Origin of the sequence: Nonomuraea rhodomycinica (genome assembly GCF_013363995.1) — a bacterium.
In the GTDB taxonomy this organism is placed as follows: Bacteria; Actinomycetota; Actinomycetes; order Streptosporangiales; family Streptosporangiaceae; genus Nonomuraea; species Nonomuraea rhodomycinica.
The window spans coordinates 2149049-2172619 of the sequence record NZ_JABWGO010000001.1 but is presented as its reverse complement, the minus strand read 5'-3'; the positions used below and the strand labels follow the sequence as shown (position 1 = coordinate 2172619).

Below are 23571 nucleotides of genomic sequence, written 5' to 3'. Positions count from 1 at the left end.
CTCGTAAGAAGATGTGGACGGTTGCCCTCATGACGGCGGCCGTGATGACGACGGCCAGTGCCTGTGGCGGCGGAAGCGGCGGCGACAGCGGCGGCTCCGGCGACAAGGTGAAGATCGTCTTCTCCTACTGGGGCAGCGACGCCCGGCAGAAGCTGACCGAGCAGGCCCTGAAGAAGTTCGAGGAGAAGAACCCGACCATCGACGTCGAGGGCGACTTCTCCAACTGGGACAGCTATTACGAGAAGCTCGCGACCAAGGTGGCGGCCAACGACGCCCCCGACGTCATGAGCATCGAGATCCGCGGCCTCAGCGAGTACGCCGGGCGCGGCGCCCTGGCGGACCTGGCCGGCAAGGTCCCGAGCGCCGACCTCGACCAGCAGGTGCTCAGCAGCGGCCAGGTGGAGGGCAAGCAGTACGCCATCCCCACGGGCGTCAACGCCTTCTCCATGCTCGCCAACCCCTCCGTGCTGGAGAAGAGCAAGCAGAAGCTGCCCGACGACAAGACCTGGACCTGGGACCAGTGGATCGAGCTGGCCAAGCAGATCTCCGCGGGCGGCGGCGGCGTGATGGGCGCCGAGTACAACCCCAACCCGGCCTGGCTGCAGATCTTCGCCGCCCAGCGCGGTGAGAAGTTTTACGACGGCAACAAGATCGGCCTGTCGGTCGACACGATCAAGGCGTGGTGGAACATCAGCCAGCAGCTCATCGCCGCCAAGGCGGCCCCCGAGCCGGCCAAGAGCGCCGAGCTGCTGACCGCCGGCCCCGAGCAGTCGCTGCTGGCCACCAACGCCGGCGCGATGGGCATGTGGTGGAGCAACCAGCTCAACGCCCTGTCCAAGGCGTCGGGCCAGGAGCTGGAGCTGCTGCGCATGCCCAGGGAGAAGGGCGCCCCCACCGCCGGCATGTTCCTCCAGCCGGCCATGTACTACACCGCCTCCGCCAAGTCCGAGCACTCCGCCGAGGCCGCCAAGCTGATCGACTTCCTGGTCAACGACCCGGACGCCGCCTCGATCCTGCTCAGCGACCGCGGTCTGCCCACCAACTCCAAGGTGCTGGCCGCCGTCAAGGACAAGCTGCCCCCGGTCGACCAGCGCACCCTCGCCTTCATCGACGAGGTCAAGGGTGAGCTGACCCCGATCACCGCCCCGCCGAAGGGCGCCCTCCAGATGGAGGACATCCTCAAGCGCAACACCGACGAGGTCCTGTTCGGCAAGACCACGCCGGACGCGGGCGCCCAGAAGTTCCTGTCCGAGGCCAACGCCGCCATCGCCGGCTGACGCCGGTCACCAGCACGACGGGCCGGGGGCGCAGCGCCCCCGGCCCCACATCTCGAATCCCGGGGAGAGCACGTTGAGCACCAGGTACGCTTTCGTCGGCCTCGGCCACCGCGTCCAGATGTACGTGGACGCGCTGCTGGGCGACTGGAGCGACGCGGGGACCATCGCCGGTCTCTGCGACACCAACCGCACCCGCATGGCCTACTACGTCGAGCGCATCGGCCGGGAGGTGCCCTGCTTCGGCCCCGACGAGTTCGGCAAGCTGCTGGACCTGGCCGACGCGGTGGTCGTCACCACGATCGACGCCACCCACGCCCGCTACGTCTGCGCCGCGCTGGACGCCGGCAAGGACGTCATCGTGGAGAAGCCGCTCACCATCGACGCCGAGAGCTGCGCCGCGATCGCCGAGGCGGCGGAGCGCTCCTCCGGCAAGCTGGTGGTGACGTTCAACTACCGCTACTCCCCGCGCAACTCCGCGGTCAAGCGCCTGCTCGGCGAGGGCGCCATCGGCGAGGTCACCTCCGTCCACTTCGACTGGGCCCTCGACACCATCCACGGGGCCGACTACTTCCGCCGCTGGCACCGCGACCGCGCCAACTCGGGCGGCCTGCTCGTCCACAAGTCCACCCACCACTTCGACCTGGTCAACTGGTGGCTGGGCGCGGCTCCCCGGCTCGTGTTCGCCCAGGCCGACCTGCGCTTCTACGGCACGGCCCTGCCCCGGGGCGAGCGTCCCGCGCGCTCGCACGGCGCGCCGGGCCTCGGCACCGACCCGTACCTGCTCGACATCTCGGCCGACCCCCGGCTCAAGCGCCTCTACCTCGACGCCGAGCACGAGGACGGCTACATCCGCGACCAGGACGTCTTCGCCGACGGCGTGACCATCGACGACAACATGGCGGTCCTCGTCCGCTACGCCAACCGGGCGATGCTCACCTACTCGCTGACCGCGCACGCCCCGTTCGAGGGCTACCGCGTCGTGTTCACCGGCACCGAGGGCCGCATCGAGCTGGAGGTGTGCGAGCGGTCCTGGACCCCGCCGCAGGCCGCCATCGACCCGAGCGCCGCGAGCAAGGAGCACGCGGCCGACGCGTGGGAGAGGCTCGTGCTGCACCGCCACTGGCGGCAGCCGGAGGAGATCCCGATCGAGCGCGGCGCGGGCGGCCACGGCGGCGGCGACCGCCTGCTGCTGGACGACGTCTTCCGCGGCCCCGGCGACGACCCGCTCGGCCGCCCGGCCGGGTACCGCGACGGCATCCGCAGCGTGCTGGTGGGCGTCGCCGCCAACCGCTCGGCCGCGACCGGCCTGCCCGTCGCCCTCACCGAGGACGGCACCAGCCTGGCCGATGCCTGAGCCGATGCCTGAGCCGATGCCTGAGCCGATGGTCTCGCGGCACCTCGGGGAGTTCGCCGGCCTCGCCGAGGTGGCCGCGCGCGGGCGCGGCCTGTTCCCCGAGGCCGCCCCGGGCCCGCGGCTGCGCCGGGCCGCCCGCGAGGCGGCCGGCGTGCTCGACCTCACGGCCGGCGACGTCCGCGTGGAGCGCTCCTGGACCGCCGGCGACCTCGCCGGCGAGGAGCTGTCCTGGTCGGTCGGCTACGGCCCGCGCACCCGGGCGTACCTGCTCAGGCCGCGCGGCGCGGCCGGCCCGCTGCCGGGCGTCGTCGCGCTGCACTGCCACGCCGGCATGAAGTTCGCCGGCAAGGAGAAGATCGCCGACGGCCCCGGCCCGCCGTCCCCTGAGGTGACCCGGCTGCGCGGGCAGATCTACGGCGGCCGCGCCTACGCCGGTGAGCTGGCCCGGCGCGGCTTCGCCGTGCTGGTCCACGACGTCCTCGGCTGGGGGAGCCGCCGCTTCCCGCTGGAGGTCATGCCCGAGCCGGTGGCCGCGGCGGCCGCCGCCGGCGTGTCCGAGGGGCTGTCCCAGGCCGACGCCTACGACCGCGCCGCGGCCCGGCACGAGCACCTGCTGGAGAAGTACTGCGTGCTGCTCGGCACGTCGCTGGCCGGGGCGGTGGCGGGGGAGGACCTGGCCGCGGCGGCCTACCTGCGCTCCCGGCCCGACGTCGGCGCCGTGGGCTGCGTGGGGCTGTCGGGCGGCGGCCTGCGCGCCGCGCTGCTCGGTGCGTTCGACCCGGCGATCGGCGCGGTCGCCGTCGCGGCCATGATGTCGTCCTACCGCGAGCTGCTCGACCGCCACGTGGCCGCGCACACCTGGATGCTCTACCCGCCCGGCCTGTCGCGGGTGTGCGACTGGCCGTCCCTGGCCGCCTCGGCGGCCCCGCGGCCGCTCCTGGTGCAGTACGGCGAGCGGGACGAGCTGTTCCCGCCCGCCGGGATGCGCCGGGCCCACGCGATCATCTCCCGGGCGTACCCGGACGGCGGTTACGAGGGGGTCTTCTTCGACGCGCCGCACGCGTTCACCGTGCCCATGCAGGAGCACGCCTTCGCCTGGCTGCGACACCACCTGGGCGCCTGAGCGCGGAGCCCGCACACCCGGGCGTCCGGGCCCGCGGCCCAGGCGCCCGGGAGACTCAACTCGTGGCCTCGGCCACCAGCGCGGGGACGTCCTGGGGCGTCAGACGGCCGTCGGCCACGAGCACGGTGACCCGGCGGGCCAGCACGTCGTCGAAGACCAGCGGCGTGTCCCAGGCCAGCGCCGTGCCCACCCCGGGATACTCGGCGACCCGCACGAACCACGGGTCGTCGTCCTGGGCGAACACCAGCGTCCAGCCCTCGGCCGACAGCGCCAGCCACGGCGCCCGCGACCCGTGGACCGCCTGCTCGCCCTCGGCCTCGCCGGTGAAGACCCGCAGCCCCGGCGACCCGGCGGGAGCCCGCCAGAAGAACCCGCCGTACCCGGCGCCGGCCCGTCCCTTGGTGGCCGAGCTCTCCACGGTCAGCGGCGAGCCGGTGAGGTTGCGCAGCGTGAAGGAGAGACGCAGTGCCCAGCCCCGCGACAGCGGCACCGCCCGCGCCGTCCGCTCCTCGCGCACGACCGGCTCCTCGCCCGGCCGCTCCCACAGCAGCGTCTCGGCGAAGCCGGCCGCGTCGCGCTCCTCGAACGCCACGTGCCGCTGCACGCCGTGGTTGTCGAGCCAGGCGGGCCCCCGGTCGCGGACGTACGTGCGCCCGCCCCAGAAGTTGCGCCCGCCCACGTCGGTGACGGCCACGCCGGCGCCCAGATGGTGCGGGTGGTCCTGCGGGCGGACCTCGGTCACGACGGTCCCGCCCAGCGTGCGCACCGGGTGCAGGTACGGCCGGGGCGACTCGGTGAGCGGCAGGTCGGGCCGGGTGACGTACTCGGCGACGACCGTGTCGCCGGCCAGCAGCGGCGTCGCCCAGGAGGCGCCCAGCTCGGAGAACAGCGCGAGCCGGTCCGCGCTCGCGTCGACCAGGTCGGCGATCCCCGGCAGCACCACGCCCTCGCCGGAGCGGTCGAGGTGGTCCGCGGCGATCGGCAGCGGGTCGGGCGCGAGCCGGATGGCCTCCATGACCTCCATGAACGCCCCCGTCCTGGCGATCGGCACGAGCAGCGGCTCGCCCGAGCCGACGTGCGCCACCAGGTTGCGCAGCAGGTCGGTCCGGCCGAAGCGGCGCACGGGCTCGTCGTTCACCTGGACCTCGTCCAGCGTGTACGTGAGCCGGATCCGCCCCCGTTCCCCGTGGACGACCACGTACGGCTCGTCCCGGCCGGCGGCGCACAGCGTCACCGCGGCCACGATCGGCGGCCCGCCCGCGGTGGTGACGCGGATCGACGAGGTGTCGTCCGACTCGATGGCGTTGGCGTGGAACAGCTCGGTCTCGACCGCCTCGACGGCGCCGCGCTCCTCGGCCCCGGCCACCGCCAGGGCGGTCGCCAGCGCGTGCGCGAACGGGTTCGTCAGGGCCCCGTCCACGACGTCCACGCCGTCGAGCCGGCGCCGCCCCGCCCAGGGGCTGCGCGTGAAGTAGGAGGCGGGCCGCGGCCAGGAGCCGCCCACGCCGACCCCGGTGACCTGGCCGATCACGCCCGAGGCGATCATCTCGCGCACCGCCGGGATCGCCGCCGACCCGAGGCTCTGGAAGCCCACCTGGCAGGCCAGACCGGCCTCGGCGGCGGCCCGCTCCATGCGCTCGAAGTCGGCCAGCGTGGCCGCCGTCGGCTTCTCCACCAGCACGTGCGCCCCCGCCGCCAGCGCGGCCAGGGTGAGCTCGGCGTGCGTCGGGATGGGCGTGGCCAGGATCGCGATCCGCGCCCCGGTCCGCTTGACCAGCTCGGGCAGGTCGGGCGAGAACTCCGGCTCGCCGAGCCCGTCGAGCGCCCCCGGCTCCGGCGGCGCGGTGTCGCAGACGCCGGCCAGCTCGACCACGTCCCGCAGGTGCCGCAGCCGTTCCAGGTAGTGGGCGCCGAACCCGCGCGTGCCCGCCAGTACGACCCGCATGCTCACCTCCAGCGGAGCCCGAGGCCCCGGTGCTCGCCGACGCTCAGCTTCCCACCGCTCACCCGGACCGGGTACGGCTCCTCCAGCAGCCCGAGGGCCGCGAACGAGGCGTCCTCGACCTCCTCGGCCATGCACGGCAGCGGCAGCGTGAGCGCGAGCTGCGCCGACAGGTCGGGCAGCAGGTGGGGGTGGACGGGCACGCCGAACGCCCGCGCCAGCTCCGCGATGCGCAGGAACGGCGTGATGCCGCCCACCCTGACCACGTTGGGCTGCACCACGTCGCAGGCGCCCGCCGTCAGCAGGTCGCGGAAGCCGTAGACGGTGTAGACGTTCTCGCCGACCGCGATCGGCACGTCCACCGACCGGCGCAGCTCCACGTGCGCGGCCACGTCGTCGGCCGGCAGCGGCTCCTCCAGCCAGTGCAGCCCGTACGGGGCCAGCTCCTCGACCGCGCGGCGGGCCCGGTGCAGGTCCCAGCGCTGGTTGGCGTCGATCATCAGCAGCCGGTCGGGGCCGATCACCTCGCGGACCGCCGCCACCCGCTCGACGTCCTCGCGCAGGTCGGGCCGGCCCACCTTGATCTTGACGGCCGGATGGCCGGCGGCCTTCCACCGCTCCGCCTGCGCGACCAGTTCCTCCAGCGAGTAGTGCAGGTTGACGCCGCTGCCGTAGACGGGGACGGTGTCCCTGCGGCGGCCGAGCACGTCCACGATCCCGCGCTCGCCGCACCGCAGGTCCCACAGCGCGAGGTCCACGCCGGCGAGCGCGATGGTGGTGAGGCCGCCGGGGCCCGCCTCGCGCAGGTGCCGCCAGAGCCGGTCCCACACCACCTCCGGGTGCGGGTCGAGGCCGACGACCGCCTCGCGCACGTCGTGCTCCAGCAGCGCCCGCACGGCCCGCGCGCCGATCTGCGGCGTCCAGGAGAAGCCCGTGCCGACGCGGCCGTCCTCCAGGACCACCTCGACGACCAGCACGTGGTTGACGGGCACGTCCGGCCCCCAGGGCCGCGGCAGGGCGGCCGTGCGGGCGCTCACCCGCAGGTCGCGGATCACCTGCCGGCCGCCGTCGCCGTGGCCTTGCCGTGCGCGGCCGCGACGGCCCTGCCGTGCCGGACGAGCTCCGCCAGCTCGGCCACGTGCTCGGGCGCGGCGTCCACCAGTGGGGGCCGCACCGGGCCCGGGTCCAGGCCGGTCAGTCGCACCCCGGCCTTGACCAGCGACACGGCGTACCCCGGGACCTTGGAGCGCAGCCGTACGAGCGGCTCGTAGAACTCGGTGATCAGGCTCTCGGCGCCCGCGAGGTAGGCGGTGGCGATCTCCGGGGCGAACGCGAACACCGCGGAGGAGTACAGCTCGACGCCGATGCCCCGGTAGGCGCCCATGGTCAGCTCGGCCGTCGGCAGCCCGTTGAAGAACGCGAAGCCCGGCCCGATCTCGCGCCGCACGGCCAGGACGACCCGCTGGATGAGGTCGATGTCGCCCAGCCCGTCCTTCAGGCCGACGACGCCGGGGATCCGGGCCAGCTCCACCACCTGCTCGGGGGTGAGCACCACCGAGCCGCGCATGTAGATGATCACGGGGAGCACCTCGGCGACCGCCCGCACGTACGCGGTGAAGCCCTCGCGCGGCCCCATCGCCAGGTACGGCGGCATGAGCAGCAGCCCGTCGGCGCCCGCCTCGCGGGCCGCGCGCGCCTGGCGCAGCGCCGAGCCGAGCGGCCCGCCCGCGCCGGCCAGCACCGGGGTCCCGCCCCGCGCCGCCGTGACGGCCACCCGGACCGCCGCCTCGTGCTCGGCCTCCGACAGCGCGGGGAACTCGCCGGTTCCGCAGGCGACGAAGACGGCGCCCGGCCGGTGCTCCAGGCCGCGCCCGATGTGCTCGGCCAGCACCTCCTCGGCCAGGCGCCCCTCGGCGTCGAACGGTGTGACCGGGAAGAAGAGGATCCCGCTGAGGTTCATCCGATCTCCAGTTCGGTTCGCCAGTCGCGCTTGGGGGTCCAGCCCAGCAGCCGCTCGGCCTTGGCCGAGGAGAAGGCGGGGGCGGTGCCGGTCAGCGCGGCGGCGGCGGCCGCGGTGGCGGGGTTGACGGCGGGCAGCAGCTCCGCCAGGGGCTCTCGGGCGAGGGCGTCGGCCGCGCCGGCGAAGAAGACCTCGCCGCTCGGCACGTCACCCATGCGGTCGATCAGGACGGAGATCATCTCGGAGGCGTCGCGCGCGTCGATGTAGTTGAACAGCGACACCCCGGCGATCTCCGGCCGGTCCAGCCGCTCGGCGATCGTGTGGCCGGACTGGGTGGGCGCGCCGGCCCACTCCTCGGGGGCCACCACGAAGCACGGCCGCACGGCCGCGTACCTGGTCTGCGAGGCGCGCGCGAAGGCGGCCATGGTCTGCTCGGCCACCAGCTTGGACAGGCTGTAGGCGTTCCATGGCTCGGCCGGGTGCTCCTCGTCGATCGGCAGGTAGCGCGGCGCCCACCCGCGCGGCGCGCCGTAGCCGATGACGGTGGGGCTGCTGGCGACGACCACCCGGCCGACCCCGGTGCCGCTCGCCGCCTCGCAGACGTTGAAGGCGAGCTGGGTGTTGGTCCGGTAGATGACGCCCTCGGGCCGGCTGAACGGCGTCGCGATGGCGGCCAGGTGGACCACCACGTCGGGGCGGAAGCGGTTGAGGACGTCGTACGCCTGGCCGAGGTCGGTCAGGTCGGCGGGCAGCGTGGCGGCCGCCTCCGGGGGAGTGCCCGGCGCGACGTCGACCCCGATCACCTCGTGGCCGGCCTGCGCCAATGTGGCGACCACGCTGCGCCCGAGCCGGCCGGCGCTCCCGGTCACCAGTGTTCGTGTCATCGGATCTTTCACCACTCCTGGGGTTCGGGTTCGGCAACCGGTTGCAAAAAGTATTGAGGTTTCGTTCCGGCAACGTCAAGCGGCGACGGGGTGGCCGCCCCTCCCACTTGGGGGAACATAGGGATAGGGTGGTGCGCCGACGGTGCTGGCCAGGCGGCGACGGCTCATTGACAGCAATACAAACGCTTGCACTAAAGTACAGCTGTGGTCGGAGGAGGCCAGGCGTGGCAGTGACGATTCGCGACGTGGCCCGCGCTTCCGGTGTCCACGTCTCCACGGTGTCGCGCTCCTTCTCCGCGCCGCACCTGGTCAACCCGGAGACCCGCACCCGCGTGCTGGCGGTCGCCGAGGACCTCGGCTACCGGCCCAACCGCGCCGCCCGCGCGCTGACCACCGGCCGCACCCACAACCTCGGCCTCATCGTGGCCGACATCGCCAACCCCTTCTTCCCGCCGCTCATCAAGGCCGCCCAGGCCCAGGCCCGGCTGCGCGACTACCACGTCTTCGTGGCCGACACCGACGAGGACCCGAAGGCCGAGGAGGATCTGATCCAGACCCTCACCAAACAGGTCGACGGCGTCCTGCTGTGCAGCCCGCGCCTGACCAACAGGACGATAGAGCGCCTGCGCGAGGAGATCCCGTTCGTCCTGGTCAACCGCAGGGTCAAGGGCATGCCCACGGTCCTCATGGACGTCGGGCGCGGAGCCCGCCTGGCCGTCGAGCACCTCACCGGGCTCGGCCACCGCCGGCTGGCCGTGGTCACCGGCCCGAGCGGGTCGTGGACCAGCAAGGAGATGCAGGAGGCGGCCGCCGCGATGAACGAGGTGGACGTCGTCTTCCTCGGCCCCAACCCGCCGACCGAGCTGGGCGGCCTGGCCGCCGCCGCCGACGTGGTGGCCTCCGGCGCGACCGGCGTCCTCGCCTACAACGACCTCGTCGCCATCGGGCTCGTCGAGGGCCTCGCCGAGCGCGGCGTCGAGGTGCCGCGCGACGTGAGCGTGATCGGCGTCGACGACATCGTGGCCGGCCGGCTCGGCCGCCCCAAGCTCACCACCATCGCCATGCCCACCGCGGCGGCCGGCCGCATCGCCGTCGACATGCTGCTGCAGTCGGTCGACGCCGAGGCGGCCACGGGTGTCACGATGCTGGAGACCACCCTGATCGTCCGAGAGTCCACGGGAGAGGCACGCACATGATGTTCGGAACACTGCCGTCGGGGGAGCGCGTCGAACGCTTCGAGCTGACCTCCGGGCGGCTGCGGGCCGCCGTGCTCAGCTACGGCGCCGTGCTCCAGTCGCTGGAGGTGTCGGGCGTCGACGTGGTGCTCGGGCTGGACACGCTGGAGGACTACCTGACCCGCAGCCGCTACTTCGGGGCGGTCGTCGGCAGGTACGGCAACCGCATCGCGAACGGCTCCTTCACCCTGGACGGCGTCACCCACACCCTGCCGCGCAACAACGGCTCCGCCAGCCTCCACGGCGGCGTCGAGGGGTTCGACAGCAAGGTCTGGACGGTCGCCGACGCCGGTGACACGTCCGTGACGCTCACCCTGACCAGCCCCGACGGCGACCAGGGCTACCCCGGCACGCTGACCGCCTCGGTCACCTACACGGTCGACGGCGACGCCCTGCGCATCGACTACGCCGCCGAGACCGACGCGCCGACCGTGCTCAACCTGACCAACCACTCCTACTTCAACCTCGCCGGCGGCGGCGACGTGCTCGGCCACGAGATCCGCATCGGCGCCGAGCACTACCTGCCCGTCGACGACGACAAGATCCCCACCGGGGAGCTCGCCGCGGTCAAGGGCACGCCGTTCGACTTCACCACGCCCCACGCCATCGGCGCCCGCCTCGACGGGGCCTACGACCACTGCTTCGTCCTGGACGGCTCGGGCGACATGCGCGTCGTCGAGCCCGTCAGCGGCCTGACCATGGAGGTCACCACCACCGAGCCCGGCGTGCAGTTCTACGCCGGCGGCATGCTCGACGGCGCCGCCACGCCGTACGGGCCGCACGCGGGCTTCTGCCTGGAGACCCAGCACTTCCCCGACTCGCCCAACCGGCCGGAGTTCCCCTCCACGGTGCTGCGGCCCGGCGAGCGCTTCACCTCCACCACCACCTACCGCTTCCCGGCCTGACGCGAGCGGTCCGAGGTGTCCGGCTGATACCGGATCGCGGCGGTCATCGGCGAGCCTGAGTGCGTTCGCCGGTGTCTCCGACGTACCTTTGGCATCATGGCCACCCGTACGCCGAAAAGCGCATCGAAGGGGCCGGCGAAGCGGTCGACCAGCCCGCGCCCGGCCCCCGCGAAGCGCGGATCCACGTCGTCGGGGCGTTCGAGGGCGAGGGGCTCCGCGCCGGCCCGCAAGGCGTCCCTGACCCACCAGGACCCGATCACGTGGGTCTTCACGATGATCGGCAAGCTCGTCGTCGGGCTGTGGATGCTCGTGGCCAACGGCATCGGCGGCGCGGCCCGCGCGCTCGGCAAGAACGCCCGCGAGCTCGACCCCGCCCACCGGCGCGACGGCGTGGGCCTCGCGGTCCTGGCCGGCGCCATCGTGCTGGCCGCGATGACCTGGCGCGCCTCCGAGGGCACGGTCTCCACCGTCGTCAACGTGGTCGTGCGCGCCATGTTCGGCTCGCTGGCGTGGGCGCTGCCGCTGCTGCTCGGCCTGCTGGCCTGGCGCTACCTGCGCCACCCCGACCAGAACGCCGACACCGGCCGCATGGTGATCGGCTGGAGCGCGCTGCTGATCGGCGTGCTCGGCGTCATCCACGTGGCCAACGACGTGCCCTACCCCAACCCCGCGGGGACCGCCAACGACGGCATGGACCGGGTCGCCCAGGCGGGCGGCCTCATCGGGTTCATCGTCTCGGCCCCGCCCATGAGCATCCTGCCCTCGTGGATCACGATCCCGCTCCTGCTCATGCTGTCCGGCTTCGGCGTCCTGGTGATCACCGCCACGCCGGTCCACCGGATCCCCGAGCGGCTGTCGGAGCTGCGCCACCTGCTGTTCGAGCAGAAGGGCGCCGCCCCGGCCGGCACCCCGCGGCCCGAGGCCAGGCGCCCGCGCCGGGTCCGCAAGAGCGCCGAGGACGCGCCGGAGCGCGAGGGCCAGCCGCCGTACGACACGCCCGTCCTCGCCGACCAGGACAAGCGGCCCGACCACGCGCCCGAGATCGTGCCCGGCCTGGTGGAGGAGGAGCCGCCCGCGCCCGAGCCGGTCCGCCGCCCGGAGCCGCCCGAGCCGACGCCCGCGCCGCGCAAGGTCGAGCAGCTCGTCCTGTCGCCGCAGGCCGGCCCGTACGCGCTGCCCGACCTGCAGTTCCTCAAGCAGGGCACCCCGCCCAAGCCGCAGACCAAGGCCAACTCCGTCGTGGTCAACGCGCTCACCAGCGTGCTGGAGCAGTTCGGCATCGACGCCCAGGTGATCGGCTTCACCCGCGGCCCCACGGTGACCCGCTACGAGATCGAGCTCGGCCCCGCCGTGAAGGTGGAGAAGGTCACCGCGCTCACCAAGAACATCGCCTACGCCGTGAAGTCGGCCGACGTGCGCATCCTGTCGCCCATCCCCGGCAAGTCGGCCATCGGCGTCGAGATCCCCAACGCCGACAAGGACCTCGTGGCGCTCGGCGACGTGCTGCGCGCCCAGGTGGCCCAGGCCGACCACCACCCGATGATCGTCGGGCTGGGCAAGGACGTCGAGGGCCGCACCATCGTGGCCAACCTCGCCAAGATGCCCCACCTGCTCATCGCGGGCGCCACCGGCGCGGGCAAGTCCGTCTGCGTCAACGGCCTGATCACCTCGATCCTCATGCGGGCCACGCCCGACGAGGTGCGCATGGTGCTCGTCGACCCCAAGCGGGTGGAGCTCTCGGTGTACGAGGGCATCCCCCACCTGATCACCCCGATCATCACCAACCCGAAGAAGGCCGCCGAGGCCCTCGAATGGGTGGTGGGCGAGATGGATCGCCGCTACGACGACCTGGCCGCCTCGGGGTTCCGGCACGTGGACGAGTTCAACAAGGCCGTGCGGGCCGGCAAGCTCCAGCCGCCGCCGGGCAGCGAGCGGGTCTACCAGCCCTACCCGTACCTGCTGGTGATCGTCGACGAGCTGGCCGACCTCATGATGGTCGCCCCCCGCGACGTCGAGGACTCGATCGTGCGCATCACCCAGCTCGCCCGCGCCGCCGGCATCCACCTCGTGATCGCCACCCAGCGGCCGTCCGTGGACGTCGTCACCGGCCTCATCAAGGCCAACGTCCCCTCCCGGCTGGCCTTCGCCGTCTCCTCGCTCACCGACTCGCGGGTCATCCTCGACCAGCCCGGCGCCGACAAGCTGGTCGGCCAGGGCGACGCGCTGTTCCTGCCGATGGGCGCGAGCAAGCCCATCCGCATCCAGAACGCGTTCGTCTCGGAGAAGGAGATCGCCGAGATCGTCGCGCACTGCAAGACGCAGATGCAGGCCGAGTACCGCGAGGACGTGGCCGCCGCGCCGGTCAAGCGGGAGATCGACGAGGACATCGGCGACGACCTGGAGCTGCTGATCCAGGCGGCCGAGCTGATCGTGACGACCCAGTTCGGCTCGACCTCGATGCTCCAGCGCAAGCTGCGCGTCGGCTTCGCCAAGGCCGGCCGGCTGATGGACCTGCTGGAGAGCCGCGACGTGGTCGGCCCCAGCGAGGGCTCCAAGGCCCGCGAGGTGCTGGTCAAGCCCGACGACCTGCCCGCCCTGCTGGCCGACCTGCGCGGCGGATGACCCCGGTGTGTCCAACCTCGGCGATTACTGGTTGAATAGGACTGACTACGCATCGTCGGGGGCTGGGAGGCGTGCGCCGTGGAGGACCAGAGGACACAGGAGCAGGGCGCGCCGGCGCCGGGGGTGGAGACGCGGAGCATCGGGGCCGTGCTCGCCGCCGCCCGGCGCTCGGCGGGCATGACGGTCGAGCAGCTCAGCGCGATCACGCGCATACGCGAGGCGATCATCCACGCCTTCGAGCGCGACGAGTTCTCGCAGTGCGGCGGCGACTTCTACGAGCGCGGGCACATCAAGGCGCTGTCCAGGGCGCTCGGCCTCGATCCCGAGGCCATGGTCCACCTCTACGACGAGCTGCACGGCGGTGACCCGCCCGCGGTGCGCATGGCCAGCGTCTTCCGCACCGACCGCCGGCTGCGCGCGGCCGAGCGGCGCTCGCCCAACTGGTCGATGGCCCTGGGCGTGGCGCTGAGCCTCGTCGTCGTCTTCGGCGTCGTGCGCGTCATGGGCGGCGCCGGCGGCACGCCGGAGGCGGGGGTGGAGCAGATCCCCGCCGTGCCCAGCCTGCCGGCCCCCGGGGTGCACCAGCGGGCCAAGCAGGCACCGCCGCGGGCGGGCGCGAGCGCGAAGCCGACCGTCGCCGCCAACCAGGTCGTGGTCCAGGTCAAGGCCAAGCGGTCGTCCTACGTCAACGTCGCCGACGCCGAGGGGCACAAGCTGTTCGCCGGGATGATGGAGGCGGGCATGACCTCCACCTGGCGGGCCCTCAACCGGGTCGACCTTGAGGTCAGCGACGCCACGGCGGTGTCGGTGCAGGTCAACGGCAAGAAGGTGGGCAAGCTGGGGTCGCGCGGGCAGAGCGTGCGCCGCTCGTTCGGGCCGCCGGCGCCTCCTGCGAGGTAGCCGGTGCATCGGGTGGTGGCCAACTCCCGATACCGTAGTGTTCACCATGTCATCCCGCCGAACCGCATCGCTGATCACCCTGGGCTGCGCGCGCAACGAGGTCGACTCCGAGGAGCTGGCCGCGCGACTTGAGGCTGCCGGCTGGCAGCTGGGCGACGACGACCCCGACGTCGTCGTCGTCAACACGTGTGGCTTCATCGACTCGGCGAAGAAGGACTCCATCGACACGCTGCTGGCCGCGGCCGACTCCGGGGCCAAGGTGGTCGCCGCGGGCTGCATGGCCGAGCGCTACGGCAACGAGCTGGCCGAGGCGTTGCCCGAGGCCAGCGCGGTCATCTCCTTCGACGACTACGCCGAGATCGGCGGCCGCCTCGACGACGTGCTCGCCGGGCGGCCGCTCAAGCCGCACACCCCGCGTGACCGCCGCACCCTGCTGCCCATCTCGCCCGTCGACCGGGCGGCGGCCCCCAAGGCCGCCATCCCGGGCCACGGCGACCTGCCCGAGGGGCTGGCCCCCGCCAGCGGCCCCCGCGTGCTGCGCAAGCGGCTCGACGAGAGCCCGGTCGCCTCGCTCAAGCTCGCCTCCGGCTGCGACCGGCGCTGCACGTTCTGCGCCATCCCGGCCTTCCGCGGCGCCTACGTCTCGCGCGACCCCGAGGAGCTGCTGGCCGAGGCCGACTGGCTCGCCCACCGGGGCGTGCGCGAGCTGGTCCTGGTCAGCGAGAACTCCACCTCCTACGGCAAGGACCTCGGCGACCTGCGGGCGCTGGAGAAGCTGCTGCCGCGCCTGGCCGCCGTCGAGGGCATCGACCGGGTGCGGGTGAGCTACCTGCAGCCGGCCGAGCTGCGGCCGGGGCTGCTGGAGGTCATCGCGGGCACCGAGGGGATCGCCCCGTACTTCGACCTGTCCTTCCAGCACGCCAGCGGCACGGTGCTGCGCCGGATGCGCCGTTTCGGCGACCCGGAGCGCTTCCTCGGGCTGCTGGACAGCATCCGCGAGCGCGCCCCGGAGGCGGGTGTGCGCTCCAACTTCATCGTGGGCTTCCCCGGCGAGACCGAGGAGGAGTTCGGCGAGCTGGTCGGCTTCCTGGAGCGGGCGCGGCTCGACGTCATCGGCGTGTTCGGCTACTCCGACGAGGACGGCACCGAGGCGGCCGGCTTCGACGGCAAGCTCGACCAGGAGGTCGTCGACGAGCGCGTGCGGGTGCTGACCGAGCTGGCCGAGGAGCTGACCGCGCAGCGGGCCGAGGAGCGCATCGGCACCGAGGTCGACGTGCTCATCGACGACGACCTCGGTGACGGCGGCTACGAGGGCCGGGCCGCCCACCAGGGGCCGGAGGTCGACGGGTCCGTGACCGTGCAGGGCATCGGCCTGGTCCGGGGGCAGATTGTGCGCGCGGTCGTGGTCGACGCCGAGGGGGTCGACCTGATCGCCCGCATCAAGGCCGGCCCATGACGAGGGACGAGCGCCGCGTGGTCAGCCCGTGGAACATCGCCAACGTCCTCACGGTCCTGCGGTTGGCGCTCGTCCCCTTCTTCGTCTTCTGCCTCTTCCTGCCGGGCACGGGCTGGCGCCTGGCGGCGCTGGCGGTGTTCGCCGTGGCGTCCATCACCGATCACCTCGACGGTGAGCTGGCCCGCCGGTACGGGCTGATCACCGACTTCGGCAAGATCGCCGATCCGATCGCCGACAAGGCGCTGACCGGGGCGGCGATGGTGTGCCTGTCGATCCTCGGCGAGCTGCCCTGGTGGGTCACGCTGGTGATCCTCGGCCGTGAGCTGGGCATCACGGTGCTGCGCTTCGTGCTGATCCGCCGGGCGATCATCCCGGCCAGCTACGGCGGCAAGGTCAAGACGGTGCTGCAGATCGCGGCCATCGTCCTGTACATCCTGCCCGGGGTGCCCGAGGAGCTGCGCTGGGTGGTCATGGGGGCCGCCCTGGTGGTGACGGTGGCCACGGGTGTCGACTATGTGGTCCGCGCGGTCAAGCTGCGCAAGGTGGCGCGGCAGGCCAGAGGGGAGTGAGCATGGCGCCGGCCGCCGAGGCGATCACGCTGCTCGTGGAGCGGGGTGCCACGCTCGCCGTGGCCGAGTCGCTGACCGGGGGGCTCATCGGGGCGACGATCACGTCGGTGCCGGGGGCGTCCAAGGCGTTCCGGGGTGGGGTGGTCTCCTACGCCACGGACCTGAAGCACGCGCTGCTGGGGGTGCCGGACGACCTGCTGGCCCGGGAGGGGGCGGTCCATCCGGACGTCGCGGCGGCGATGGCCGCGGGCGTGGCCCGGCTGTGCGCGGCGACGTACGGGCTGGCGGTGACCGGGGTGGCGGGGCCCGAGCCGCAGGACGGCAAGCCCGTCGGCACCGTGCACGTCGCCGTCAGCGGGCCCGGCGGAGAAATCTGGGCGCGAGAGTTGAGGCTCCAGGGATCCCGCGAACGTATCAGGGTAAAGACGGTGGACGAGGCGGTTGATCTACTTACAGGTGTGCTTAAGCCGAACAAGGGGGAACATTCCGGGTGATTACCGTGTTACGTCCCGAGCGAACATGACAGGCACGGTCTGACGCGGTGTCGGTCGATACAGGTACGGTGGAGCTGTGAGTGAGGTCCGTGAGCCAACGTCAAGCAGCGAGCGCCCGGCAGGCAGGCCGGGTGTGTCGCATGACGGGCCGGGAGCGACGATCCGGGGACGGCAGGGCCCCATGATGACGGCGAGGAGCATGTACCAAGCGAAGAAGAAGGACGGGCGGCACGATCCGATCGCGCGGGGCGTGGTGAAGACCTCCACCCCGGGGAGGGAGCGACAGATGATTTTGCTGCGTCAGCTGCTCGGCGACGTGCTGAGGCGGTTGCGCGTGCGGCAGGGACGCACTCTCCGAGAGGTGTCCACGTTGGCGCGGGTCTCGCTCGGCTACTTGTCCGAGGTCGAGCGTGGCCAGAAGGAAGCGTCCTCCGAGTTGCTGGCCTCGATCTGCGGCGCCCTGGGCATTCCGCTGTCGCAGGTCCTGCGTGAGGTGTCCGACCAGTTCGCCCTGGCCGAGCTGCAGGCTGCCCCCGTTCTCGCCGACGTCCCCGACCACGAGCGCATCCCCTTGTCCGACTCGGTGCCCGGATCGATCTCCGACTCCGTGTTCCCCGAGGTCAAGAACATGGTGGCCGCCTAGCGAGGCTGGCAGGCCCCGCACCACAGGATCAGCCGTTCCTGTGGCCGCGCCCCCATCTCCCCTCGGCTGATGCGCGTGCCGCATCGGCGACAGGGCTGCCCCGCCCTGCCGTAGACCCAGGTCTGCGCGCCGGGACGGCGATCGCCCGTCGTCACGGTGCCCGCGTGAGCCTTGTTCGCGTCCAGCAGCCGCCGGGCCAGTGTGACCGCCCCCTCCAGGTCCGCCACCTCCCCGACCTTCCGCCACGGCCAGATCCCGCTGAGGAACAACGTCTCGGCGCGGTAGATCGTGCCGATCCCCGCCAGGTTGCGCTGGTCGAGCAGCGCCTCCCCGATCGTCCTGTCCGGCTCCCGCATCAGCCGCCGCACCGCCTCGGCCGCGTCCCAGTCGTCGCCGAGCAGGTCGGGGCCGAGATGACCCACGACCTGTGACTCGCCGGCGGTCCGCAGCAGGTCCACCATCCCCAGCTTGACGCCGATGGCCGCCCACTCCGCGTTGGCCAGCACGAGCCGTACCCCGTCGCCGCCCGTCCGGGGCGCCGCGCGGCGGGCCGGCGTGATCCGCCAGATCCCGTCCATGCGCAGGTGGGTGTGCACGGTCAGGCCGCCCTCCACCCGGGTGAGCAGGTGCTTGCCCCGGGACACGGTGGTCAGCACCGCGCGCCCGCGCAGGTCGGCGGTGGCGTGGCGGGGCACCCGGAAGTCGGACCTGGTCAGCACCCGCCCGTCGAGCGCTCCGCGCAGCCGGGCGGCGGTGCGGTGGACGGCGTCTCCCTCGGGCATGCCTCCAGTCTAGGAAGCGCCGCCCGAGGCCCTGTGGGGTGCCGGAGGGTCAGTCCCAGGCGGCGGGGTCGGCGGCGAGCTGGCGGACGCGCTCGGGCAGCGCGCCGTTCGCGACCTGCTCCAGCGTGACCTCCTCCAGGATGGAGCGCTCGGTGGCCCGCAACGCGATCCAGACCTGCTGGAGCGACTCGGCCGGGCCGCGGTAGCCGACGTGCTCGGGACGCTCGCCGCGGACGTTGGCCAGCGGCCCGTCCACCGCCCTGATCACGTCGGCGAGCGAGATCTGGGCCGCGGGGCGGGCCAGCACGTAGCCGCCCTCGGGGCCGCGCTGGCCGCGCACCAGGCCCGCCCGGCGCATCTGCAGCAGGATGTTCTCCAGGTACTTGGGCGGCATGTCCTGCTCCTTGGCGAGCTCGCCCACGGTGGTCGGGCCGGCACCGGCTGCGGCGAGTTCGGCGGCGGCACGGAGGGCGTAGTCGACACGAGCGGATAGGCGCATGTTGTCGATTATCCCCCCTGGTCAACAGTGATAAGGCGCGCGGCCGCCGGAACGGGCGGAAGATCGGCGTCGCGGCAGCGGTCCTGCCTGCGCGGACATTCCCGGGGACCCGTTTTCGCTCCCTCGGCGCCGGTCCGCGGTCCGGACCAGGATGGGAGCGCGCCCACGAGGCCGCCGTCGCGAGGGATCCTCGCGTTCACCTGCGGTGATCGGCGGCGGGAGGGGCGCTAAACTTCCAACAACCTTTTCGATTAGACGGTGGGATTCAGCGTGGAGCGACGCCCTGGTGTGCCCAGACTGCTGAGGGAGATCAACGACCGGGCCGCGCTCGAGTTGCTGCTCTCCACGGGTCCGATGACCCGGGGGCAGATCGGCGACCTGACCGGCCTGTCCAAGGTCACCGCCTCCCAGACGCTCGCCCGGCTGGAGGAGCGCGGCCTGGTCGAGGTCGTCGGCGCCCAGGCCGGCGGGCGGGGGCCCAACGCGGCGCTCTACTCCGTCATCCCCTCCAGCGCGTACGTGGCCGGCCTGGAGGTCGGACCGGAGCAGGTCTCCGCGGCCGTCGCCGACATCCACGGCCGCACGGTGGCGGAGGCGACCTTCGCCCCCGACGGCCACGACGACCTCGTCCCCGTGGTCCACGGAGCCATCCTGAAGGCCTGCCGCAGCGCCAAGGTCGGCCTCGGCAAGCTGCGCGGCGTCGTGATCGGCACGCCCGGCGTGGTCGACCCCCGCACCGGCGACGTCCGCTACGCCTTCGACCTGCCGGGCTGGCACGAGGGCAGCCACGAGGCGCTGGCCGGTGAGCTCAAGCGCGAGGTCACCATCGAGAACGACGTCAACCTCGCCGCCGTCGCCGAGCGCGCCGACGGCGCCGCCGAGGGCCTCGACGACTTCGTGCTGCTGTGGGCCGGCCGCGGGCTCGGCCTGGCCGTCATGCTCGGCGGCAAGCTGCACCGGGGCCGCTCGGGCAGCGCGGGCGAGATCGGCTACCTCGCGGTGCCGGGCGCGCCGCTGCCCGAGGAGATCCGCACCTCGCCGGGGCGCCTGCCCGCGCTGGCGGGCGGCCTGCAGTCGCTGGTCAGCGCCGAGGCGGTGGCCGAGCTCGCCGCCGGCTACGGCTTCGCGGCGGCCGGCGCGCGGGAGTGCGTGGAGGTGGCCCTGGCGGCGGGCGACCGGGGCGAGCCGCTGCTGGACGAGCTGGCCCACCGGCTCGCGCTCGGGGTGGCCGCCGTGTGCGTGATCCTCGACCCGGGGCTGGTCGTGCTGGGCGGCGAGGTGGGCCACGCGGGCGGGCGGGCCCTCACCGCCCGGGTGGAGGAGGCCGTCGCCCGCATCTGCCCCGTACGTCCCCAGGTGACGACCAGCACCCTGGAGGGCAACCCGGTGCTGCGCGGCGCCGTCCTGGCCGCTCTCCAGCAGGCCCGCGAGGAGATCTTCGCCTCCTGAGAACCCGCCGTCAGGCGGTGAGGAGCTCCATCGCCGCCTGGGCGTTGGCGCGGGCCGCGCCGTACGTGGCGATGTAGGCGGCGCTGCCCGGCCGCCACACCGGCAGGCCCATCTCCACCACGATCGCGTCGGGCCGGGCGGCCACCAGCGCCGACACCAGCGCCCGGCTGTCGGCGTAGCGGTGGGCGTCCTTGACGATCACGACCAGCGACCGGCCGGCGGCGCGCTCCAGCAGGGCGCCCGCGTCCGCGTCGGCGGGCCGTACCCGGACGACCTCCGCCTGCGGCAGCCACGGCGCGACGCCCCACGGCACGTCCCCGACCGCGATGGTGGGCGGCGTGTCCACCTCCACCACCAGCGGGTCGGTCAGCGGCCCGGCCGAGCCGTCGAGACGGACGGCGCGCCGCGCGGCGTGCAGGCCGATCGAGGCCGCCCCCGCGCCGCCCTCGCCGCGCCCGTCCTCCGCCGTCGCGCCATCGTGTCCGCCCTCCGGCGCGTCGGCGGAACGGACCTCCCGGGCCGCGCCGGCGCGCGTGCCGAACCAGGTGCGCAGCGCCGCCGTACGGCCGGCGGCCTCCTCCAGGCGCTCCACCGGCAGCCGCCCCTCCCGGGCCGCCGCCACGATCGCCTCGATGATGCCCGCCACGTCCTCCGGCCCCGGCTTCGGCCCGAGGCACAGCAGGTCGGCGCCGGCGGCCAGGGACTGGACGGCCCCCTCGGCCAGTCCCACGCCGTCGGTGATGGCCTGCATGTCGAGCGCGTCGGAGATCACCACGCCCCGGTAGCCGAGCTCCTCGCGCAGCAGCCCGGTGAGCGCGGCCGGGGAGAGGGTGGCCGGCCGGTCGCCGGTCAGCGCCGGCACCGCGACGTGCGCCGTCATGATCGACTTGGTGCCCGCGGCGACGGCCGCCCGGAACGGCGCGAGCTCCCTGGCGCGCAGCACGTCCAGCGGCACGTCCACGAACGGCACGTCCAGGTGCGAGTCCACGGTGGTGGCGCCGTGGCCGGGGAAGTGCTTGACGCAGGCGGCGACCCCGACCGCCTGGAGCCCCTCGACGGCCGCCACGGTGTGCCGGGCGACCAGCTCCGGGTCGTCGCCGAACGCCCTGGTGCCGATGACCGGGTTGTCCGCCGCGGTGTTGACGTCGGCGTCCGGCGCCATGTCGAGGTTCACCCCGCAGGCGACCAGCTCCGCGCCGATCGCCCGGTAGACGCGGCGGGTGAGGTCGGGATCGTCCACCGCGCCGAGCGCGGCGTTGCCCGGGTACGGGCTGCCGACGTGGTAGGCGAGCCGGGTGACGTCCCCGCCCTCCTCGTCGAGCGAGACGACGGGGTCGCCGGCCGCCCGCAGGGAGGCGGTCAGCTCGGCCAGCGCCTCCGGCTCGGTGACGTTGAAGCCGAAGAGCGTGACGCCGCCGAGGCCGTTCTCCAGCTCTCTCAGCACCCATCCGGGCGCGGTCGTGCCCTCGAACGCGGCCAGCAGCGTGCCCGCCGCGAGGCGGCGCAGCCCCCGATCACTGTGACTCATGGCTCCTCAATCGTGGACAGGGCGGTCCGCGGCACGGACCGGCGGGTGGAGGGACGCCGGCCGTGCCGGGGACCGCGGCAGGGGAGGGTCAGCCCTTGACGGCGCCGGCCACCAGGCCGGAGACCATGCGGCGCTGCACCAGCAGGAAGAAGGCGATGACGGGCAGCGTCATCAGCGTGGAGGTCGCCATGATGGCGCCCCAGTCGGTGCCGCGCTGCCCGAAGAAGTACTGCAGGGCGACCGGCATGGTGTAGCCGGAGCTCTCCTTCATCAGCACCAGCGCGAAGATCAGGTCGTTCCAGGCGGTGATGAACGAGAAGATGCTCGTCGCCACCAGCCCGGGCGCCACCAGGGGGAAGAGCACCTTCCTGAACGTGGTGAACCGGCTCGCGCCGTCGATCCACGCGGCCTCCTCCAGCGACCTGGGCACCGCCGCGACGAACGTGCGCAGCATCCAGACGCCGAACGGGAGGGTGATGCCGACCTGGATCACGATGAGCCCGAGCAGGTTGTCGTACAGGCCGAGGCGCTTGACGTTCAGGAAGAGCGGGATGACCAGCGCCTCGCACGGGATCATCTGCACGACGAGCAGCGTGATGAGGAACGCGGTGCGCCCCTTGAACCGGAAGCGCGCCACGGCGGTCGCCGCCAGCAGCGCGAACGCCGAGCCGACGAGCACGGTGCCGAGCGCCACGATCGCGCTGTTGCGCATGTAGACCCAGATGGGGTTGCCCGCCACGCCCTCGGTGAGCACCCGCTCGACGTGGTCGAGCGTGAAGTGCGTGGGGAACGGGATGAAGTCCGTGGTGAAGATCTGGTCGTTCGCCTTGAACGAGGTGGAGATCATCCAGTAGACGGGGAAGACGGCGAAGAGGAAGACCAGCACTCCGGCCGTGTTCAGGGCGGCCCGGGTGAGCCGCTTGCGGGCCAGCGGGTTCATGCCAGGTCCTCCTGTTTGACCATCTGCCGGGTGTAGAAGGCGGTCACGACGAGCAGGATGATCGTCAGCACGATCGCGATCGCCGCGCCCGTGCCCATCTTCGGCGGCGCCTTGAACGCCTCGGCGTACGAGTAGAGGGACAGGTTGAACGCCTCGCGGTTGGTGGGCCCGTTGAGCAGCACGTAGAGCTGGCTGAGCACCTTGAAGTCCCAGATGATCGACAGGATGGTCAGCACCGCGAAGACCGGCTTGAGCAGCGGGAAGGTGATCGTCCTGAACGTGCGCCACGGCGTGGCGCCGTCCACCCGGGCCGCCTCGTACAGCTCGGCCGGGATGCCCTTGAGCCCGGCGAGCACCGACACCGCCACGAACGGGAACGACGCCCACAGCACGGTCAGCACCAGCACCACGTACACCGACCAGGCGTCGTTCAGCCACGGCTGGCCCGACCAGTCGCTCCGGCCGAACACCAGCGACGACAGCCAGTCGGGCAGCAGGTTCAGCGCCCAGTTGACGACGCCGGCCTCGGCGTCGAACAGCCACCGCCAGATCGTGCCCTGCGCCACCGGGGGCACCGCCCACGCCGACATGATGCCGATGATCACGAAGGCGGACATGCGCTTGCTCAGCCGGTGCAGCAGCACGCCGACCGCCGTGCCGAGCACCAGCGTGAGCGTCACGGTGACGAGCGCGAAGACGACCGTGTTGCGCAGCGCGGACCAGAAGATCTCGTTGTCCAGGACGCGCTGGTAGTTCCCGAACCCGACCCACTTCGGCTCCGCGACGCCGCGGATCACCCGCAGGCTGATGTCCTGGAACGAGATGATCGCCATCTGCACCATCGGGTACAGCAGCAGCCCCGCGATCACCAGCATGCCGGGGATGAGCAGGACGTAGGGCACCGCCCACGCCGGCATGCCGCCGGCGCGGGAGGGCCTGCGCGAGCCTCGGCGCCGCCCAGGGGCGGAGGTGGCTCCGCCCCTGGCGAGCGTTGACGTGTCCGCCATCG

Annotated in this window: 22 protein-coding genes; 12 read left to right on the top strand and 10 right to left on the bottom strand. The window is 73.1% G+C overall.

The genetic code is table 11. The annotated features are described in order from the left end of the window. Positions 1 to 29: 29 nt before the first annotated feature. From HT134_RS09950 to HT134_RS09940, 3 genes are all read left to right on the top strand, one after another. On the top strand, positions 30 to 1277 hold the full coding sequence (locus HT134_RS09950; protein WP_175599837.1) for an ABC transporter substrate-binding protein: 1248 nt from the start codon (positions 30 to 32) through the stop codon (positions 1275 to 1277). 73 nt (positions 1278 to 1350) lie between these two features. Continuing rightward, positions 1351 to 2631, top strand: a complete 1281-nt coding sequence (locus HT134_RS09945; RefSeq protein WP_175599836.1) for a Gfo/Idh/MocA family protein — start codon at positions 1351 to 1353, stop codon at positions 2629 to 2631. A 16-nt stretch (positions 2632 to 2647) separates the two neighbouring features. Further along, positions 2648 to 3754: a dienelactone hydrolase family protein gene (locus tag HT134_RS09940; protein WP_175599835.1), complete on the top strand. Its 1107-nt coding sequence runs from the start codon at positions 2648 to 2650 to the stop codon at positions 3752 to 3754. Positions 3755 to 3809: 55 nt separating this feature from the next. Here HT134_RS09940 and HT134_RS09935 read toward each other — a convergent pair whose 3' ends face one another. The 4 genes from HT134_RS09935 to HT134_RS09920 are packed head-to-tail and all read right to left on the bottom strand — an operon-like array spanning position 3810 to position 8540. Further along, the gene (locus tag HT134_RS09935; RefSeq protein ID WP_175599834.1) at positions 3810 to 5699 is read right to left on the bottom strand and encodes a DUF6807 family protein; all 1890 of its coding nucleotides are present in this window, start codon (positions 5697 to 5699) and stop codon (positions 3810 to 3812) included. Between the two features lie 2 nt (positions 5700 to 5701). Then, on the bottom strand, positions 5702 to 6748 hold the full coding sequence (locus HT134_RS09930; RefSeq protein ID WP_376768085.1) for a mandelate racemase/muconate lactonizing enzyme family protein: 1047 nt from the start codon (positions 6746 to 6748) through the stop codon (positions 5702 to 5704). Beyond that, entirely contained in the window at positions 6748 to 7656 is a 909-nt protein-coding gene (locus HT134_RS09925) for a 5-dehydro-4-deoxyglucarate dehydratase (RefSeq protein WP_175599832.1), read from the bottom strand. Before HT134_RS09925 ends, HT134_RS09930 begins: the two co-directional genes overlap by 1 nt. Further along, the gene (locus HT134_RS09920) at positions 7653 to 8540 is read right to left on the bottom strand and encodes an NAD-dependent epimerase/dehydratase family protein (protein WP_175599831.1); all 888 of its coding nucleotides are present in this window, start codon (positions 8538 to 8540) and stop codon (positions 7653 to 7655) included. The genes HT134_RS09925 and HT134_RS09920 overlap by 4 nt, the downstream gene beginning before the upstream one ends. A gap of 224 nt (positions 8541 to 8764) precedes the next feature. On the opposite strand from HT134_RS09920, the gene HT134_RS09915 reads away from it, so the two are divergent. Together HT134_RS09915 and HT134_RS09910 are read left to right on the top strand one after the other, a co-directional pair. Continuing rightward, entirely contained in the window at positions 8765 to 9736 is a 972-nt protein-coding gene (locus tag HT134_RS09915) for a LacI family DNA-binding transcriptional regulator (RefSeq protein ID WP_175599830.1), read from the top strand. Continuing rightward, on the top strand, positions 9733 to 10680 hold the full coding sequence (locus HT134_RS09910) for an aldose epimerase family protein (RefSeq protein ID WP_175599829.1): 948 nt from the start codon (positions 9733 to 9735) through the stop codon (positions 10678 to 10680). The genes HT134_RS09915 and HT134_RS09910 overlap by 4 nt, the downstream gene beginning before the upstream one ends. Here HT134_RS09910 and HT134_RS45415 read toward each other — a convergent pair. Continuing rightward, the gene (locus HT134_RS45415) at positions 10662 to 10964 is read right to left on the bottom strand and encodes a hypothetical protein (protein ID WP_246363615.1); all 303 of its coding nucleotides are present in this window, start codon (positions 10962 to 10964) and stop codon (positions 10662 to 10664) included. The two genes, HT134_RS09910 and HT134_RS45415, sit on opposite strands and share 19 nt — an antisense overlap. On the opposite strand from HT134_RS45415, the gene HT134_RS09905 reads away from it, so the two are divergent. From HT134_RS09905 to HT134_RS09880, 6 genes are all read left to right on the top strand, one after another. Beyond that, a complete protein-coding gene (locus HT134_RS09905) occupies positions 10954 to 13302 on the top strand; it encodes a DNA translocase FtsK (protein ID WP_246363613.1) in 2349 nt (782 codons plus the stop codon). The genes HT134_RS45415 and HT134_RS09905 overlap by 11 nt on opposite strands. Before the next feature lie 78 nt (positions 13303 to 13380). Further along, a complete protein-coding gene (locus HT134_RS47590) occupies positions 13381 to 14202 on the top strand; it encodes a helix-turn-helix domain-containing protein (RefSeq protein ID WP_175599827.1) in 822 nt (273 codons plus the stop codon). Between the two features lie 46 nt (positions 14203 to 14248). Further along, on the top strand, positions 14249 to 15658 hold the full coding sequence (gene rimO, locus HT134_RS09895; protein ID WP_175599826.1) for a 30S ribosomal protein S12 methylthiotransferase RimO: 1410 nt from the start codon (positions 14249 to 14251) through the stop codon (positions 15656 to 15658). After that, positions 15655 to 16227 (top strand): CDP-diacylglycerol--glycerol-3-phosphate 3-phosphatidyltransferase, encoded by a 573-nt coding sequence (pgsA, locus tag HT134_RS09890; RefSeq protein ID WP_175599825.1) that lies wholly within the window; start codon positions 15655 to 15657, stop codon positions 16225 to 16227. Before rimO ends, pgsA begins: the two co-directional genes overlap by 4 nt. Before the next feature lie 2 nt (positions 16228 to 16229). Next, complete coding sequence (locus HT134_RS09885) at positions 16230 to 16721, top strand: CinA family protein (protein WP_175599824.1); 492 nt, start codon at positions 16230 to 16232, stop codon at positions 16719 to 16721. Between the two features lie 286 nt (positions 16722 to 17007). After that, complete coding sequence (locus tag HT134_RS09880) at positions 17008 to 17364, top strand: helix-turn-helix domain-containing protein (RefSeq protein ID WP_175599823.1); 357 nt, start codon at positions 17008 to 17010, stop codon at positions 17362 to 17364. On the opposite strand, the gene HT134_RS09875 is transcribed toward HT134_RS09880, so the two are convergent. Together HT134_RS09875 and HT134_RS09870 are read right to left on the bottom strand one after the other, a co-directional pair. Further along, complete coding sequence (locus HT134_RS09875; RefSeq protein WP_175599822.1) at positions 17361 to 18146, bottom strand: DNA-formamidopyrimidine glycosylase family protein; 786 nt, start codon at positions 18144 to 18146, stop codon at positions 17361 to 17363. The genes HT134_RS09880 and HT134_RS09875 overlap by 4 nt on opposite strands. A 49-nt stretch (positions 18147 to 18195) precedes the next feature. Further along, positions 18196 to 18645: an RrF2 family transcriptional regulator gene (locus HT134_RS09870; RefSeq protein WP_175599821.1), complete on the bottom strand. Its 450-nt coding sequence runs from the start codon at positions 18643 to 18645 to the stop codon at positions 18196 to 18198. A gap of 270 nt (positions 18646 to 18915) precedes the next feature. Here HT134_RS09870 and HT134_RS09865 point away from each other — a divergent pair, with 270 nt between their 5' ends. Further along, positions 18916 to 20094 carry an ROK family transcriptional regulator gene (locus HT134_RS09865; protein WP_175599820.1) on the top strand — a complete coding sequence of 393 codons (1179 nt, stop codon included), beginning with the start codon at positions 18916 to 18918 and terminating at the stop codon, positions 20092 to 20094. Positions 20095 to 20104: 10 nt separating this feature from the next. Here the strand turns inward: HT134_RS09865 and HT134_RS09860 are convergent, their stop codons facing one another. The 3 genes from HT134_RS09860 to HT134_RS09850 form a co-directional block, all read right to left on the bottom strand. Next, a complete protein-coding gene (locus HT134_RS09860; protein ID WP_175599819.1) occupies positions 20105 to 21622 on the bottom strand; it encodes a glycoside hydrolase family 3 protein in 1518 nt (505 codons plus the stop codon). An 88-nt stretch (positions 21623 to 21710) separates the two neighbouring features. Beyond that, complete coding sequence (locus HT134_RS09855; RefSeq protein WP_175599818.1) at positions 21711 to 22562, bottom strand: carbohydrate ABC transporter permease; 852 nt, start codon at positions 22560 to 22562, stop codon at positions 21711 to 21713. Beyond that, complete coding sequence (locus tag HT134_RS09850; protein ID WP_175600260.1) at positions 22559 to 23569, bottom strand: carbohydrate ABC transporter permease; 1011 nt, start codon at positions 23567 to 23569, stop codon at positions 22559 to 22561. Before HT134_RS09850 ends, HT134_RS09855 begins: the two co-directional genes overlap by 4 nt. Between the last annotated feature and the right edge of the window lie 2 nt (positions 23570 to 23571).